Raw genomic sequence first — 14,761 nt, forward strand, 5'->3', positions numbered from 1 at the left:
TCTTTTTTGCATCCTCGGTTCCCTGTATTGGAAAACCCAGAACATTAAGCCGACGAAGTGACTTCTCGATGACAGCTTGCGTTGGGCATGGCGCCGCCGCCCTTGAGTGCAACAAATGCCTGGACGTGTTGGTGTGGACCTGCTCAGCGGCTTAAACGCCCCACACGATGTCGCTGCCATCTTTCTGCGCGCGACGCAGCAGCTCCAGAAAAGGTGCGGCACGTTGCCTAAGTGATACCGGCGCAGCTTTGTCTTCGTTGTCGTCCTTGGCCGTTTCAGCCGACCCCGGTGTGGGCGCTGACGTCGCTTGGTCCTCGCGTGCCAGAGCTTCGGTCAGCGCGCTGATGGCACTCGCCGTTTCGCTGGCCGTGATGATGCCTTGGCCCGCAGGCGACTTGCCGATGATCTGCAGAATTTGCCGCCCGTTGGGTTCGAGCATGATCACATCAGCCGCGTTTTTGGATTTGAATTTGTAGAGCATGGTGTCTGGCGCAGAGGATGCGTGTGGGGTAAGAAAGGTATGTACCGCTACGCAAGATCCGTGAGCCTAGCGGTACATGCCTTCGCGGTTGAACGGATACTGTGACTGGGCTCCCGGCATGCTGCCACTGGTGAGGTCGCCGTCGGGGCGGGTGGAGAGCATTTGATGCAAGGAAATCCAGCCTTGTTCGAAACTCATGGCGCTGCCTGCGAGGTAGAGTCTATAGGCACGCAGAATGCGCTCCGCGCCTTGTTCACCCGCCGTGGTGCGCAGAATGACCGTGGCCTGGTCAAGGTGGGCTTCGAGAGCATCGGACCAGGCCCACAAGGTGCGCGCGTAGTGCGGGCGCAGGTTTTCGGTGTCGACCATCTCCAGCCCGGCCAAGGCCGTTTCGCGTAGCAGCTGGCTCACATGCAGCAGCTCACCTCCGGGGAAGATGTACTTCTCGATGAAGTCGCCCATGCCATGGCCCAACTGGTCTACACCAGGTGCTCCGGCTGTGATGCCATGGTTCAACGTCAGGCCACCTGGGCGGAGCAGCCGTCGAATTTTGCCGAAGTACTGCGGCATGTTGGCCTGGCCCACGTGCTCGAACATGCCCACGGAGGAAATCTTGTCGAACAGCGCGTCTTCCGGCAGATGCCGGTAGTCCAGCAGCAACACACGGGCCTGGCCCTGCAAGCCGCGACGCGTGATTTCCGCCTCCACGTGGGCGTGTTGGTTCTTTGACAGCGTGATGCCGGTGGCTTGCACGCCGTAATGCTCGGCAGCCCACAGCAACAGCCCACCCCAGCCCGAGCCGATATCTAGAAAACGCTCGCCACGCTGCAGCATGAGCTTGCGGCAGATGTGGTCGAGCTTGGCTTCCTGGGCTTGCGCCAGCGACATGTCGGTTTCACGGTAGTAGGCACAGGAGTAGACCTGGCGTGGGTCTAGCCACAGGGCGTAAAAGTCGTCGGATATGTCGTAGTGAAACTGTATCTGCCGTGCGTCTTTGATCGGCGTGTGGGCTGCCAGCGACTTGGCGCGGTGCAGGATATGGGTCCACCAGGCGCTGCGCTCGCCGATGGGGTGACCCGGCAGCAGCTTGGCGGCGACCGCCATCAGGTCGCGCATCTGGCCTTTGAGCTGTATGCGGTTCTCGACAAAGTCCTCCGCCATACGCCCGATCTGGCCTGCGGCCATGGTGGCCAGGCTGGACCAGTCGTTGAAGGTGAGGGTGACGGGGGCTTGGCTGGGCCCTACCTGCTGCCCTGCGGGCAAACGCACGGCTACCGGCACCGGCAGGTTCTGGAGTCGTGCTTCAATTTGATGAATCAAAGACTGCATGGCTTGATTTTGTGGAGCAGATCAACAGGCGTCAACACCCGCCTTGTAGGTTGCCACCGCATTTTTTACGCTAAACGGCTTGGGCTTCATGCTCGATACACTTTGCCCTTTATTGTTGATCGGCCACCGTGTGCGTGGCACCGTGCCGTGCATCGATTCCTGATAGTCTTTTGGGTTCGCTTTTTGCCGATGTTGCTGGCAGCCCTGCTGCTCTCGGGCTGCGCCGACACCGGCTACCTGCTGCAATCGGCCGTGGGCCACGTGAAACTGCTGCAAGCCGCGCGCCCGATAGACGACTGGGTCGCCGACCCGCAGACCCCCGAGCCCTTGCGCCTGCGGCTGCAACTGGCCCAACGCATGCGTTCCTTTGCTGTGGCCGAGCTGCATCTGCCCGACAACAACAGCTACCACCGCTACGCCGACTTGCACCGTTCCGCCGCGGTGTGGAACGTGGTGGCGGCACCGGCTTTTTCACTCACTTTGCAGACCTGGTGTTTCCCGGTGACGGGCTGCATTGGCTACCGTGGCTATTTTGCCGAGGCGGATGCGCGCAGCTTGGCGCAAAACTTGGCCGCACAGGGACTGGAGACCACTGTTTACGGGGTGCCTGCCTATTCCACCCTGGGCTGGATGAACTGGGCTGGCGGTGATCCGCTGCTCAACACCTTCATTTTTCAGCCCGAAGGTGAGTTGGCGCGATTGCTGTTCCACGAATTGGCGCACCAACTGGTGTACGCGCAAGACGATACCGCTTTCAACGAATCGTTTGCCACTGCGGTGGAACGTTTGGGCGGCGCGCGCTGGTTGGCCGAGCAGAGCACTGACGCCGCACGCAGCGAGTACGCCGCTTATGACACGCGGCGCCGGGCGTTCCAGGCCTTGCTGCTGGCGACGCGTCAACGCCTGGCGGCGCTTTACAAGCAAGAAGTGCCTGAAACCGGCCCCACAGAAGCGCAAATAGCTACTAAAAATGAAGTGATGCAGCGCTTCAAAAGTGATTACGCCGCGTTGAAGGTCAGCTGGGGTGGCTACGCTGGATACGACCGTTTTGTCGGCCAGGCCAACAACGCGAGTTTTGGTGTGCAGGCCGCGTACGACGGCCTGGTGCCTGGATTTGAAGCGCTGTTTCGGCGCAGCGGGGCCGACTGGCAGGCGTTTTACCGGGAGGTGCGGCGCCTGGCCGAGCTGCCCAAAGAAAAGCGGCACGCTGCATTGCAGGTGCCGCCGCAATGATCTGGCAGGTGGTCAGCTCAGTTCGCTGATCAGGTCAATGTACTGCTGCTTGGCTTCGTCCGTGTCGGTGCCCTTGAGCTTGTTCCAGGCGTCCCACTTGGCGCGGCCGACCATGTCGCTGAAGCCCGGCTTGTCGCCTTCGATGTCTCCGCTGCTGCCTTGTTTGTAAAGCGCATAAAGCTTGAGCAACGTACCGTTGTCGGGGCGCTCGCTGAGGTTTTTAGAATTTGCTACGGCCGCGTCAAACGCGGCGACTAGATCTGCCATCTCGAGAAACTCCTGGTGTAAATGTCGGTGCTGCTGCTCCCCGCAGGCTGGGGTGCTTGGGTTTGCCATCTTATGCATTGCAAATGACGTGCCGACAGCCTTCGTCGCTCAGGCGACAACGGCCGATAACGGTCGGTAGTGCTCGGTAATCGTCAGTAATGGTCGGCAACCGCCGCTGCCAGGGGCCTAATCAGCCAGTTCGGAGCGTGCCAGGTCCACCGCCAGGCGGTCCGCCGCGTCGATCGGCGTAATGGCTCCGGCCTTTTCGTACAACGCCGTGGCTTCTGGCAGCAGCTTCTCGCCTTCGAGCATGAGCAAAGCATTGGCGTACTCCACCATGCCTATTGACGATTCTGGCATCAGCCGTAGCGCCTCGCGCAACAGCCGCAGGCTCTCTTCTTTCTTGACGCCGTAGGTCATGCTGGCGATCAGCAGGCCAACCTTGTCGATCACGTCGGCGTGGAACATGCCAAGCGCTATGTGCGCCTCGGCATGGTCAGGGACCAATGCAATGGTTTTTTCCAGCGCCTCTTTCACCTTGGTACCCAAACCCTGGGCCAGCGCCTTGGCAACGCTGATGCCCTGGCTGTAGCGGCCAAGTGCATAGGCGTGCAAAAACCAGGCATTGGCGTTGTTGGGCTCGGTTTCGGTTTGTGCATGGGCGCGCTCGGCGACGGCCATCAGCCGTTCCAGGCGCGACTTCTCACGCGGCTCCAGGTAGTTGGCGTACACGATGGCGGCCTTGTTGGCGGCCATCAAGCCACTGCCTCCGGCAGCCAGTCCCGCGGCTTCGGCTTGTTCAAAGTCGCCAGCATGGTAGTGCGCCCAGGCCGCGAGTTCGGCGGCGCTGCGCGGCAGAGGCTCTTTGTCGCCGCGGTGCAGCACAGCCCAGTTTTTCTTCGTGGTCGCGGGAGTGAATGCATAGGCGCCAGCGTGGGGAAATGGCGTCCATTTCGGCATGGGTTTCTCCTAGGCAGGCTCTTTTGGGGTATCAGCATAAGCCTCAACCAGGTGCAATAAATGCGCCCGTTGTGTTGGCTCCAGGTACGGTACCAGCAATTGAAGTACGTGTGAGGCGCCACGCAGCAAAGCCACCCCGGCGCTCTCGGGTTCCAGTGCTTGTCGTGGGTTCAGCACATACTCAAAACTCAGCCAGTAGGTGAGTACCACCACCATGCTGGTGCTGGTGGTGTCTCGTTCGCGCGCATCGATGTGCAAAGCGCCCGAGCCACTCATGCCGTCGAGCAAGCGGCGTACTGCTTGTGTCTTTTGGTTCAGAACCGACTGGAAATGGGTTTCCAGTCGGCGATTGTTGCTCAGCAAATCGTTGAGATCTCGGTACAAGAAACGGTATTGCCAGATCAACTCAAACAGGCTGTGCAAGAAGAACCAGGCATCTTCCACGTCACGCACACCATCGCTGGCACCCAGTAGTTCCAGCAGGCCTTGTTCGTAGCGGTTGAACAAGGCATTGATCAGCTCTTCTTTGGCGGGGTAGTGGTAGTACAGGTTGCCGGGGCTGATTTTCAACTCGGCCGAGATCAACGTGGTCGAGACATTGGGCTCGCCAAACCGGTTGAACAAATCCAGCGTCACCTCCAGGATCCGTTCTGCGGTCCTGCGTGGTGGCTTTTTGGCCATAGTCTCCTCCAGCTTTTGGCCCACTCTAACCGAGCGGCCAAGCGGCGAAGACTAGGGAAGGTGCCTAGCTGGATATGTACTCTGCGTATGGGTGGAATGCCTGTTAAATATGACAGGGTGCAGCCTGATCACGTAGGAACAGGCTTACTTTTTGGGTACTGAGGGGTGCTTCGCCAGGGTTTTGCGCGAGGCGGCTTTGGCGGGGGCCTTTTTGGCCGCAGGTTTTGTGTTGCCCTGGCGCACCAGTGCGTCCAGCGTTTTCTGCATGGCGTCGAGCCGTGTGTTCAGGGCATGGAGTTCGGCTGCTGTGGGTAGGCCTAGGTTCTGCATTGCCTTGGCGACGCGGCCTTCAAACAGGTTTTCCAACTTGTCCAACTGGCCGCCAGTCTTGGCCGCCAGGCCGCTGGCGATATCGGTGAGCCGGTTGGTGGCTTCTGTGAGCTTTTCTTCCGCCGCTGCCTGGGTTTTACGCTGCATGCCCAAACCATCACGCACCAGACCTTCAAACATTTTGCTGCCTTCTTCCTGCGCTTTGGCGAAAGCGCCCAGGCCGGCCAGCCAGATTTGCTGGGCCGAGTCCTTGACGGCGTTGGGCGAGGGGGTTGACGGGCCTGGTTGTGGCGTCTCGGGAGAGGGTTTTTTAGGCATGGGACATCCAGTGGCGCAAGGTTTGGCGAGATATTCAGTTATATCGGGATGAGGTCTGTCTGCGGAGCGGCGAAACGGGAGGGTCGGCAGCGCTTGTGCGCCTCACCACTGTAGGCCTTGTTTGCACGCATGGAATAGAGGCCTGGGCCTAATCGGTTCTGACTCTTGGCGCGAGGTACTAGGACACGCAATGACATAATAGTGCGCTCCTCGCTGTTCCATCTTCCAAAGTCCCCCCATGATTCTTGTGACCGGAGGCGCCGGTTTCATCGGCGCCAATTTTGTTTTGGATTGGTTGGCTGGTTCGCAAGAGCCAGTGATCAACCTTGATAAGTTGACTTACGCTGGCAATGCGGAGAATCTGTCGTCCCTCGCGGGCGACGCGCGCCACATTTTTGTGCATGGTGACATCGGCGATGCCTCACTGGTGGCCAGGTTGCTGGCCGAACACCAGCCGCGTGCGGTGGTCAACTTTGCAGCAGAATCGCATGTGGACCGTTCCATCCATGGTCCGGAGGACTTCATCCAGACCAATGTGGTTGGCACGCTGCGCCTGCTCGAAGCGGTGCGCCACCATTGGCTGACACTAGATGACTTGGAACGCGAAGCTTTTCGCTTTTTGCATGTGTCTACCGATGAGGTGTACGGCTCGCTGGCCCCAGACGCGCCGGCGTTTACCGAAGAACACGTCTACGAGCCCAACAGCCCCTATTCGGCCAGCAAGGCCGCGAGCGACCATTTGGTGCGTGCCTGGCACCACACCTATGGTTTGCCGGTGTTGACCACCAACTGCAGCAACAACTATGGCCCACACCATTTTCCCGAAAAGCTGATCCCGCTGATGATCGTCAACGCGCTCGCGGGTAAGCCATTGCCGATTTATGGCGACGGCATGCAAGTGCGTGATTGGCTCTACGTGAAAGACCACTGCAGTGCCATTCGCCGCGTGCTGGCCGCGGGCGAAGTAGGTGAGACCTATAACGTTGGCGGTTGGAACGAAAAGCCCAACCTCGACATCGTGCACACCGTTTGTGGTTTGCTCGACGAGTTGCGCCCACGTGCCGATGGGCAGAGCTACAGCACCCAAATCACCTATGTGAAAGACCGCCCCGGCCACGATCGTCGTTACGCCATTGACGCCCGCAAAATTGAGCGCGAGTTGGGTTGGAAGCCTGCGGAAACCTTCGAAACCGGCATTCGTAAAACGGTGCAGTGGTACCTGGATCACGCCGAATGGGTGGCGCACGTGCAGACCGGGGCTTACCGCGATTGGGTGCAGACCCAGTATGTAGACGCAGCCAAATGAGAATTCTTCTGCTGGGCAAGAGCGGCCAGGTGGGCTGGGAGCTGCAGCGTAGCTTGGCTGTGTTGGGCGACGTCACGGCGCTGAGCCGCGCCAGTACGGAGTACTGTGGGGATCTGAGCAATCTTTCAGGACTGGTCGCAACTGTGCGTGCACTGCGGCCTGACTTGATTGTGAATGCGGCGGCCTATACCGCGGTGGACAAAGCCGAGAGCGATGTGCAGCAGGCTCAGCTTATCAACGCGGACGCCCCTGGTGTTTTGGCTGAAGAGGCGGCGCGCCTCGGGGCGCCGCTGGTCCACTACAGCACCGACTACGTTTTCAATGGCAGTGGGGCGACGCCTTGGCGGGAGACCGATGAAACCGGGCCTCTGAGTGTTTACGGTCGCACAAAGCTTGAGGGTGAGCAACGCATTCAGCAAGCCGGTGGTCGGCATCTGATCTTCCGAACCAGTTGGGTTTACGCAGCACGCGGCGGCAACTTTGCCAAGACGATGTTGCGTCTTGCACGCGAGCGTGAGCGTCTGACGGTGATTGACGACCAATTCGGCGCCCCTACTGGTGCTGATCTGTTGGCTGATGTCACGGCACAAGCGATTTCGCAGGCTTTGAAGCGCGCAGAGATCAATGGAGTTTTTCACCTCGCAGCATCTGGTGAAACCAACTGGCATGCCTATGCCAAGTACGTCATCGACTACGCCAAATCTGCAAGAAATGCGCTCGATTTCGCGGTGAAGGAAGTGGCTGCCATACCCTCCAGTGCATTCCCCTTGCCTGCGCCGCGTCCCTTCAATTCGCGCTTGGACACCACAAAGCTGCGCACTACGTTTGGCCTGAACCTGCCCCAATGGCAGCAAGGCGTTGCGCGCATGCTTGACGAAATTTTGGGAGAACCCTCGTGACCGCACGCAAAGGCATCATCCTCGCTGGGGGCTCCGGGACCCGGCTCCATCCTGCTACGTTGGCCATCAGCAAGCAACTGCTGCCGGTGTATGACAAGCCGATGATTTATTACCCGCTGAGCACGTTGCTGCTCGCTGGTATCCGTGAAATCCTGATCATCAGCACGCCGCAAGACACGCCACGTTTTCAGCAACTGCTGGGCGACGGCAGCCAATGGGGTATTCAACTGCAATATGCAGTGCAACCAAGCCCCGATGGTTTGGCGCAGGCTTTTCTGATTGGCGAAAAGTTTCTGGCGGGCGCGTCTAGCGCCTTGGTGTTGGGCGACAACATTTTTTACGGCCACGACTTGGCTGTTTTGTTGGCCGAGGCGGATACCAAAACGGCTGGCGCGACCGTATTTGCCTATCACGTCCAAGATCCCGAGCGATATGGCGTGGTGGCTTTTGATGGGTTAGGCAAGGCCGTCAGCATAGAAGAAAAGCCGCTGAAGCCTAAGAGCAACTATGCCGTGACCGGGCTGTATTTCTACGACAACCAAGTGGTCGATATCGCCAAGGCTGTGAAACCCAGCGCTCGTGGTGAATTGGAAATCACGGCGGTCAATCAAGCGTACTTGGATCGAGGCCAGTTGAACGTGCAGATCATGAAGCGCGGCTATGCCTGGCTGGATACAGGCACGCATGAAAGTCTGTTGGACGCAGGGCAGTTCATTGCGACCTTAGAGAATCGACAAGGTCTGAAAATCGCCTGCCCTGAAGAGATCGTGTGGCGCAATGGCTTTATTGACGATGAGCAACTAGGCCGTCTGGCCGAGCCTCTTCAGAAGAATGCTTATGGTAAGTACCTGAAGCGTTTGCTGGCTGAAGGGCGTCACGCATGAAGGTCACGCAAACACGCATTCCAGATGTGTTGATTCTGGAGCCCAAGGTCTTTGGCGATAGCCGTGGCTTCTTTATGGAGAGCTTCAATAGCCGGGTCTTTGACGAGGCTGTTGGGCGCCATGTTGAGTTCGTGCAGGACAACCATTCTCGCTCGAGCAGGGGTGTCTTGCGCGGACTGCACTACCAGTTGCAGCAGGCGCAGGGCAAGTTGGTCAGAGTCGCCCGCGGTGCGGTGTTTGACGTGGTAGTCGATATCCGCAAATCTTCGGCCACCTTTGGCCAATGGGTAGGTGTTGAATTGACCGAAGAAAACCAAAAGCAGCTCTGGATGCCTGCAGGCACGGCGCATGGGTTTCTGGTGTTGAGTGAGCTTGCCGACTTTCTGTATAAGACCACGGATTACTATGCCCCAGCGCACGAGCGCTCAATCGCCTGGGACGATCCGACGTTGGGTATTGAGTGGCCTATTCAAGGCTTGACGCCCATCCTGTCGGCGAAAGATCAGGCGGGTTTGAGCCTGAATGCAGCGGAGGTTTTTGCTTGAACGGTTCCAATAAGAATCCGCTGTCGGTGGTGCAGTCATTTTGGATGCATCGGCAGTTGATAGTGCAGTTAATCAAGCGCGAGATTGCCGGCAGATACCGAGGCTCATTCTTGGGCGTGGTCTGGTCATTCATCAACCCCTTGTTGATGCTGAGCATTTATACCTTTGTGTTTGGTGTGGTGTTCAAGTCCCGTTGGCGCTCAGAGTCGGCAGATCCCATTGAGTTTGCCGTGGTGATGTTTGCCGGCGTGATGCTGCATGCCTTGATTGCCGAGTGCATCAATAGGGCGCCGAGTTTGATTGTTAGCAACGTGAACTTCGTGAAGAAGGTTATTTTCCCGCTGGACGCACTGGCTTGGGTTGCTGTGGGCACTGCGCTCTTCCACCTCATGATCGCGCTGCTGATTTTTGTGGCCGCCATCGTGGTTTGGCAAGGCGCGGTTCCGCTCACGGTGTTGTTGGTCCCGGTGCTGATTGCACCCTTTGCGTTGATGACGGTCGGCTTTGTCTGGTTTGTGGCGTCGTTGGGGGTGTACCTACGCGATATCGGCCAACTCATGGGCATCGTGACTTCGTTGTTGATGTTCTTGGCGCCGGTGTTCTACCCACTCGAATCTGTGCCGGCTTCGTTTCGCAAATACCTTTATTTAAATCCCATCACCTTTGTGGTGGAGCAGGTGCGGAATGCGTCGGTTTGGGGGCAGCCTGTGGATTGGGCTGTTTGGGGTATTTACTGTGTGATCGCCTACGTGATTGCGTGGGCTGGCTTTGCGTGGTTTCAACGCATGCGCGGGGGCTTTGCTGATGTCCTCTGATGCTGTGATTGATATCCACGGTTTGAGCAAGCGGTATGAGGTGTATGCCCAGCCTCGTGATCGTTTGCGGCAGATGTTTCTGCCCAAACTGCGCCAATTGGCGGGCTTTGAGTCGCGTGAATACTTTAAAGAATTCTGGGCACTGAAGAATGTGAACTTCAGTGTTGCGCGTGGCGAGACCGTGGCCATCATTGGCCAAAACGGTTCGGGTAAGTCGACGTTGCTGCAGCTTATTTGTGGCACGTTGTCCCCTACATCGGGCGAGGCCAAAATCCATGGCCGCATTGCGGCGCTGCTGGAATTGGGGGCTGGTTTTAACCCCGAATTCACTGGGCGCGAGAACGTTTTTCTCAGTGGTCTGTTGTACGGCATTTCCCAGAAAGAACTGGAGAGTCGTTATGACGCCATCGTTGCGTTTGCTGAGATTGGCGATTTCATCGACCAACCTGTCAAGACATACTCCAGCGGCATGTATGTGCGCTTGGCGTTCGCGATCGCTGCACACGTGAATGCCGATGTTTTGGTGGTGGACGAGGCCTTGTCTGTTGGCGATGTTCGATTTACCCAAAAGTGCATGCGGTTCTTGCGCGAGTTCCAGAAAACCGGAACGCTGCTGTTTGTGAGCCACGACACGAGTGCAGTCATTGGTCTGTGTTCGCGGGCGGTTTGGCTTGATCGTGGCGTTCTGCGCATGGATGGCCCTGCGAAGGAAACGGTAGAGACTTATTTGGCGGCTCAGCACGCTCAAGACCGCGAGGTGCTTGGTCATGGTGTTGAGCTCAAGGTCACGCCCCAGCATTCAACAGAGCCCCTTTCCGAAGAGGCAACGCTTGCCGTGGAAACGGCGGCCGCTGCACATTTCAAATCCGCACGCTCTGAATTTGGTGCGGGTGGTGCAGGCATCGTTTCGGCTCGACTTGTCAACGAAGCGGGCGTACCGATTGTGATGACATATGGCGAGGATCTGGTGCGCCTTGAGGTTACCGCCGAGGTTTACCAGCCGCTAGACAACCTAATCTTCGGTTTCTATTTAAAAGATCGGCTCGGTCAACGCCTGTTTGGTGAAAATACTCTCGCGGTGAAAGACGCATCATCGATCGCTGTTTTACCGGGCGAGAGGCTGAGTGCTATTTTCAAGTTTCGGATGCCGATATTGCCAGGCGGAACCTATTCTCTGGACTTGGCCATCGCCTCCGGAACTCAAGATAGCCATACACAACAGCATTGGATGCACGACGCGCTTGAAGTGCGCGCGGCAGATACAACCATCACGCACGGTTTGATTGGCTTACCGATGCAAAGCATTAGCGTCAGAAAGGGTACCGATGATTGAATTCACCGGTGAAAGATTTGTTCCTACCGAGAGCGGTGAAATTCGGTACGAGCACATGCATCGTTATGCATGGGTGTCTTCGTTCGTTCAAGGAAAGAAGGTTCTTGATATCGCCTGCGGAGAAGGGTATGGCTCTGCTCTATTGGCGCAGAGCGCTCTCTCGGTTGTCGGTGTCGACATTTCAGAAGAGGCAGTCGCACATGCTCAGCAAGCGTATGGAGCGCAAACCAATCTGAGCTTCAAGGCAGGAAGTGCGGCCGCCATTCCAATGCCTGATGCCAGTTTTGATGTGGCTGTTTCATTTGAAACGGTAGAGCATTTGACCCAGCAAAGTGAAATGCTAGCCGAACTACGGCGAGTGCTGAAGCCCTCGGGCCTGTTGCTGATTTCTTCTCCCAATAAGAAGGTCTATTCAGACGACAGAAACTACGTCAACGAATACCACGTCAAAGAACTCTATTTTGACGAGTTCGACGCGCTGCTGCGCGAGCAGTTCAGCGCCATCAAATACTTGGGCCAACGCCTGTTGACCAGCTCCACGCTGGTTCCCATGGAGGGTGTGAGCGAGCAGTATCAAGCGATCACACTCAGAGACGATGTTGCCCATGAGCAGACGGTAGAAGCCACCGGCATCATGTACTTTGTGGCCGTGTGTGCGGCTGATGCGGCATTGCTGCCGTCGACCAATCCGTCTGTCTACGTCGAACAGGGCATCGACCTCTACGACCATTCCCAAGCCACGTTGCGCTGGGCATCCAAGCTGGACCGCGAGTTCGCCGAACTCGATGCCAAGCACGGGCGGCTACAGGTTGAGTTTGACGATCGCTCTGCATGGGCTCAGTCGATGAACACGGAGCTGACAGAATCGCGTGCGCAATATGCCGAGGCAATTGCGACTCGAGATTGGTCGGCGCAGCGCATCGCAGAACTAGAAGAGTTGAATGCCGGGATCAAAAGGTCGATTTCATGGCGCATGACGATGCCGGTGCGCATGGCAGGCCGCGTGTTGCGGGGCGAATGGTCCACGATCAAAACGATGGTGGCGCCAGGCATCGTCCGCCGAAGCCGTGCGGTGTATCTGAGACTGCCGTTGTCACGCTCCATGAAAGACAAGCTGGCCTCGGTTGCCTATCGCGTGGCTGGCCCATTGTTCAATGGGGTTGTGCATTACGAGACTTGGCGCCGGCAAAGAGACAACCAGCCCCTCGCCCCCATCGGCAAGGGGCCCGTATCGGAAGAGAAATTCTCCGAAGTGTTGGCTGAGTTGCGCTTCGATGTAGTCGAAGACCCCGAGGTCTCTATCATCATCCCGACGTATGGCAATTTGCAGCATACGCTGGCGTGTGTTCGCTCCATCGCAGAACATCTGCCCAAGGCCTCGGTTGAAGTTCTTGTTGCAGAGGATGCGTCGGGCGACAAACACATTCGCCGACTGCGCGAGATTCCAGGGTTGCGCTATGTTGAGCATCCAAAGAACCTCGGCTTTCTGCGTTCGTGCAACGCAGCGGTGGGGCACGCCAAGGGGCGTTATGTCTATTTGCTGAATAACGACACCGAAGTCACCCCTGGCTGGCTCGACAGCATGCTGGCGCTGTTTGCACAGTCGCCTGAATGCGGAATGGTGGGGTCGAAACTCGTATACCCAGATGGCCGGTTGCAAGAGGCAGGCGGCATTTTGTGGCGCGATGGCTCCGCGTGGAATTATGGTCGCCTGGACGATCCTTCACGCAGTATCTATAACTACGTCAAAGAAGCCGACTATTGCTCCGGTGCCTCTTTGCTGATCTCTCGTGCGCTATGGGATCAGTTGGAGGGCTTTGACGAGCATTATTTGCCAGCTTATTACGAAGATACCGATTTGGCGTTTCGTGTCAGAGCCGCAAGCAGAAAGGTGATGTACCAGCCCGCTTCGGTTGTGATTCATTACGAGGGCATCTCGCACGGGACCGATACCGGCAGTGGCGTCAAGGCGCACCAAATCGAAAACCAAAAGAAGTTTTATGCACGCTGGGCGCCGGTGCTTGACGCACAGCATCTGCCGAATGCAGTTAACCCATTTTTGGCCCGTGATAAATCGGTTCAGAAAAAAACGATTCTGGTGATTGATCACTACGTACCACAGCCCGATAGAGACGCCGGCTCGCGGAGCATGTGGTGTTTTCTGCGCGAATTCAAAGCTATGGGCCTGAACGTCAAGTTCTGGCCGGCAAATTTGTGGCACGACCCGGAATACACGAAACTTCTACAGCAAGAAGGTATCGAGGTTTATTTTGGCGGCGAATACGCGGGTCGGTTTGTCGAATGGATTCAGGAGCATGCCAATAATCTGGATTACGTCTTCCTGAGCCGGCCTCAAATTGCTGCTGAGCACCTTGATGCCGTTAAAAATTTCACCCAGGCAAAAGTTCTTTTCTATGGGCATGACTTGCATTACGCCAGATTGATGGGTGAGTACGAGAAGACGCAGGATGCCCGAGTTTTAAAGCATGCCAAAGAAAGCCAGGCACTAGAAGAGTCGCTATGGCGCCAGATGGACGTGGTGTATTACCCATCTGCAAGCGAAACAGAGGCTGTACTGAAGTCTTTGCCCACTGCAACGGCTAGAACCGTTCCACTTTATTTCTTTGATAAAAAAGAATTTGAAGTATGCCAAACGGGGCGCAACAAAGAGACTCTCCTTTTTGTCGCTGGTTTCGGGCATCCGCCTAACGTAGATGCTGCAAAGTGGTTGGTGACAGAAATACTACCGCGCGTGAAAGCGAAGATTCCCAATGCGCAGCTGATCTTGGCTGGATCAAATCCTACGGACGAGGTCAAGGCCTTGGCCAATGGACACATTAAGGTGACAGGCTACGTAAGCGATGATGCTCTTGACGCTTATTACCGGACCTGTGGTCTGGCCGTGGTTCCACTTCGTTTCGGTGCCGGGGTTAAGGGAAAAGTTTTAGAGGCTCTACACCATGCGGTTCCATTGGTCACAACATCTGTTGGCGTGCAAGGACTTCAAGGCCTAAACGAGGTTGCATCTGTTTTTGATGAACCTGGAGCCATCGCGGAAGCCATCGTGGGGTTGATTTTGGACCCGGAAAAATGGAATCAAGCCGCGACGGATGGCTTGAACTATGTACATACGCATTTCTCGCAAGTCGAGGTCAGGCGCGTATTTGACATGGATATTCAAAGTTGACCTGAATTGCAACGGATCAGGTCGATCCGACGGCAGTGCTCTAGAGATGGAGAATCATTTGCGGGGACTGGGGTTCATAGTGAACAGCGTGAAAACTAGAAAGGGGCATCGTTCACTCTTAATGATGAGTAGATGATTCTTCTTTTTTTGATGTTTTTTTGCTTTCATTTTGGCGACATGGTGATATGTATTC

14 protein-coding genes are annotated in these 14,761 nt (G+C 56.8%); 8 read left to right on the forward strand and 6 right to left on the reverse strand.

The window, feature by feature from the left end:
• Positions 1–151 precede the first annotated feature (151 nt).
• Together ACFQ95_RS17910 and ACFQ95_RS17915 are read right to left on the reverse strand one after the other, a co-directional pair.
• Positions 152–481: a DUF1840 domain-containing protein gene (locus tag ACFQ95_RS17910; protein WP_422833125.1), complete on the reverse strand. Its 330-nt coding sequence runs from the start codon at positions 479–481 to the stop codon at positions 152–154.
• Positions 482–547: 66 nt separating this feature from the next.
• Positions 548–1,810, reverse strand: coding sequence for a class I SAM-dependent methyltransferase (locus tag ACFQ95_RS17915; protein ID WP_422833126.1), 1,263 nt, complete (start codon positions 1,808–1,810; stop codon positions 548–550).
• Between the two features lie 189 nt (positions 1,811–1,999).
• Here ACFQ95_RS17915 and ACFQ95_RS17920 point away from each other — a divergent pair, with 189 nt between their 5' ends.
• Positions 2,000–3,043, forward strand: coding sequence for an aminopeptidase (locus ACFQ95_RS17920; protein WP_422833128.1), 1,044 nt, complete (start codon positions 2,000–2,002; stop codon positions 3,041–3,043).
• A 12-nt stretch (positions 3,044–3,055) separates the two neighbouring features.
• Here the strand turns inward: ACFQ95_RS17920 and ACFQ95_RS17925 are convergent, their stop codons facing one another.
• The 4 genes from ACFQ95_RS17925 to ACFQ95_RS17940 all read right to left on the reverse strand — a co-directional run bounded on the left by ACFQ95_RS17925 (position 3,056) and on the right by ACFQ95_RS17940 (position 5,599).
• On the reverse strand, positions 3,056–3,310 hold the full coding sequence (locus ACFQ95_RS17925) for an acyl-CoA-binding protein (RefSeq protein WP_422833130.1): 255 nt from the start codon (positions 3,308–3,310) through the stop codon (positions 3,056–3,058).
• A gap of 186 nt (positions 3,311–3,496) precedes the next feature.
• A complete protein-coding gene (locus ACFQ95_RS17930) occupies positions 3,497–4,270 on the reverse strand; it encodes a hypothetical protein (protein ID WP_422833132.1) in 774 nt (257 codons plus the stop codon).
• A gap of 9 nt (positions 4,271–4,279) precedes the next feature.
• Complete coding sequence (locus tag ACFQ95_RS17935; protein ID WP_422833134.1) at positions 4,280–4,951, reverse strand: TetR/AcrR family transcriptional regulator; 672 nt, start codon at positions 4,949–4,951, stop codon at positions 4,280–4,282.
• A gap of 144 nt (positions 4,952–5,095) precedes the next feature.
• Complete coding sequence (locus ACFQ95_RS17940) at positions 5,096–5,599, reverse strand: phasin family protein (protein ID WP_422833135.1); 504 nt, start codon at positions 5,597–5,599, stop codon at positions 5,096–5,098.
• A gap of 238 nt (positions 5,600–5,837) precedes the next feature.
• Here ACFQ95_RS17940 and rfbB point away from each other — a divergent pair, with 238 nt between their 5' ends.
• The 7 genes from rfbB to ACFQ95_RS17975 are packed head-to-tail and all read left to right on the forward strand — an operon-like array spanning position 5,838 to position 14,568.
• The gene (gene rfbB / locus ACFQ95_RS17945; RefSeq protein ID WP_422833137.1) at positions 5,838–6,905 is read left to right on the forward strand and encodes a dTDP-glucose 4,6-dehydratase; all 1,068 of its coding nucleotides are present in this window, start codon (positions 5,838–5,840) and stop codon (positions 6,903–6,905) included.
• Complete coding sequence (gene rfbD, locus ACFQ95_RS17950; RefSeq protein WP_422833183.1) at positions 6,902–7,804, forward strand: dTDP-4-dehydrorhamnose reductase; 903 nt, start codon at positions 6,902–6,904, stop codon at positions 7,802–7,804. Before rfbB ends, rfbD begins: the two co-directional genes overlap by 4 nt.
• Positions 7,801–8,688, forward strand: coding sequence for a glucose-1-phosphate thymidylyltransferase RfbA (gene rfbA, locus ACFQ95_RS17955; RefSeq protein WP_422833138.1), 888 nt, complete (start codon positions 7,801–7,803; stop codon positions 8,686–8,688). The genes rfbD and rfbA overlap by 4 nt, the downstream gene beginning before the upstream one ends.
• Positions 8,685–9,233 carry a dTDP-4-dehydrorhamnose 3,5-epimerase gene (gene rfbC / locus ACFQ95_RS17960; RefSeq protein ID WP_422833140.1) on the forward strand — a complete coding sequence of 183 codons (549 nt, stop codon included), beginning with the start codon at positions 8,685–8,687 and terminating at the stop codon, positions 9,231–9,233. Before rfbA ends, rfbC begins: the two co-directional genes overlap by 4 nt.
• Entirely contained in the window at positions 9,149–10,048 is a 900-nt protein-coding gene (locus ACFQ95_RS17965) for an ABC transporter permease (protein WP_422833141.1), read from the forward strand. Before rfbC ends, ACFQ95_RS17965 begins: the two co-directional genes overlap by 85 nt.
• Positions 10,038–11,381 (forward strand): ABC transporter ATP-binding protein, encoded by a 1,344-nt coding sequence (locus ACFQ95_RS17970; RefSeq protein ID WP_422833143.1) that lies wholly within the window; start codon positions 10,038–10,040, stop codon positions 11,379–11,381. The genes ACFQ95_RS17965 and ACFQ95_RS17970 overlap by 11 nt, the downstream gene beginning before the upstream one ends.
• Positions 11,374–14,568, forward strand: a complete 3,195-nt coding sequence (locus ACFQ95_RS17975) for a methyltransferase domain-containing protein (RefSeq protein ID WP_422833145.1) — start codon at positions 11,374–11,376, stop codon at positions 14,566–14,568. Before ACFQ95_RS17970 ends, ACFQ95_RS17975 begins: the two co-directional genes overlap by 8 nt.
• Positions 14,569–14,761: the final 193 nt, after the last annotated feature.

It is taken from the genome of Variovorax sp. HJSM1_2, from assembly GCF_049316285.1.
Lineage (GTDB): Bacteria > Pseudomonadota > Gammaproteobacteria > Burkholderiales > Burkholderiaceae_C > Rhodoferax_B.

Excerpts from the sequence above, each read along its gene's own strand:
- ACFQ95_RS17920 (WP_422833128.1), top strand. The coding sequence starts at position 2,000 with ATGTTGCTGGCAGCCCTGCTGCTCTCGGGCTGCGCCGACACCGGCTAC.
- ACFQ95_RS17910 (WP_422833125.1), bottom strand. The coding sequence starts at position 481 with ATGCTCTACAAATTCAAATCCAAAAACGCGGCTGATGTGATCATGCTC.
- ACFQ95_RS17975 (WP_422833145.1), top strand. The coding sequence starts at position 11,374 with ATGATTGAATTCACCGGTGAAAGATTTGTTCCTACCGAGAGCGGTGAA.
- ACFQ95_RS17930 (WP_422833132.1), bottom strand. The coding sequence starts at position 4,270 with ATGCCGAAATGGACGCCATTTCCCCACGCTGGCGCCTATGCATTCACT.
- ACFQ95_RS17925 (WP_422833130.1), bottom strand. The coding sequence starts at position 3,310 with ATGGCAGATCTAGTCGCCGCGTTTGACGCGGCCGTAGCAAATTCTAAA.
- ACFQ95_RS17935 (WP_422833134.1), bottom strand. The coding sequence starts at position 4,951 with ATGGCCAAAAAGCCACCACGCAGGACCGCAGAACGGATCCTGGAGGTG.
- rfbB (WP_422833137.1), top strand. The coding sequence starts at position 5,838 with ATGATTCTTGTGACCGGAGGCGCCGGTTTCATCGGCGCCAATTTTGTT.
- ACFQ95_RS17915 (WP_422833126.1), bottom strand. The coding sequence starts at position 1,810 with ATGCAGTCTTTGATTCATCAAATTGAAGCACGACTCCAGAACCTGCCG.
- ACFQ95_RS17970 (WP_422833143.1), top strand. The coding sequence starts at position 10,038 with ATGTCCTCTGATGCTGTGATTGATATCCACGGTTTGAGCAAGCGGTAT.
- rfbD (WP_422833183.1), top strand. The coding sequence starts at position 6,902 with ATGAGAATTCTTCTGCTGGGCAAGAGCGGCCAGGTGGGCTGGGAGCTG.
- ACFQ95_RS17940 (WP_422833135.1), bottom strand. The coding sequence starts at position 5,599 with ATGCCTAAAAAACCCTCTCCCGAGACGCCACAACCAGGCCCGTCAACC.
- rfbC (WP_422833140.1), top strand. The coding sequence starts at position 8,685 with ATGAAGGTCACGCAAACACGCATTCCAGATGTGTTGATTCTGGAGCCC.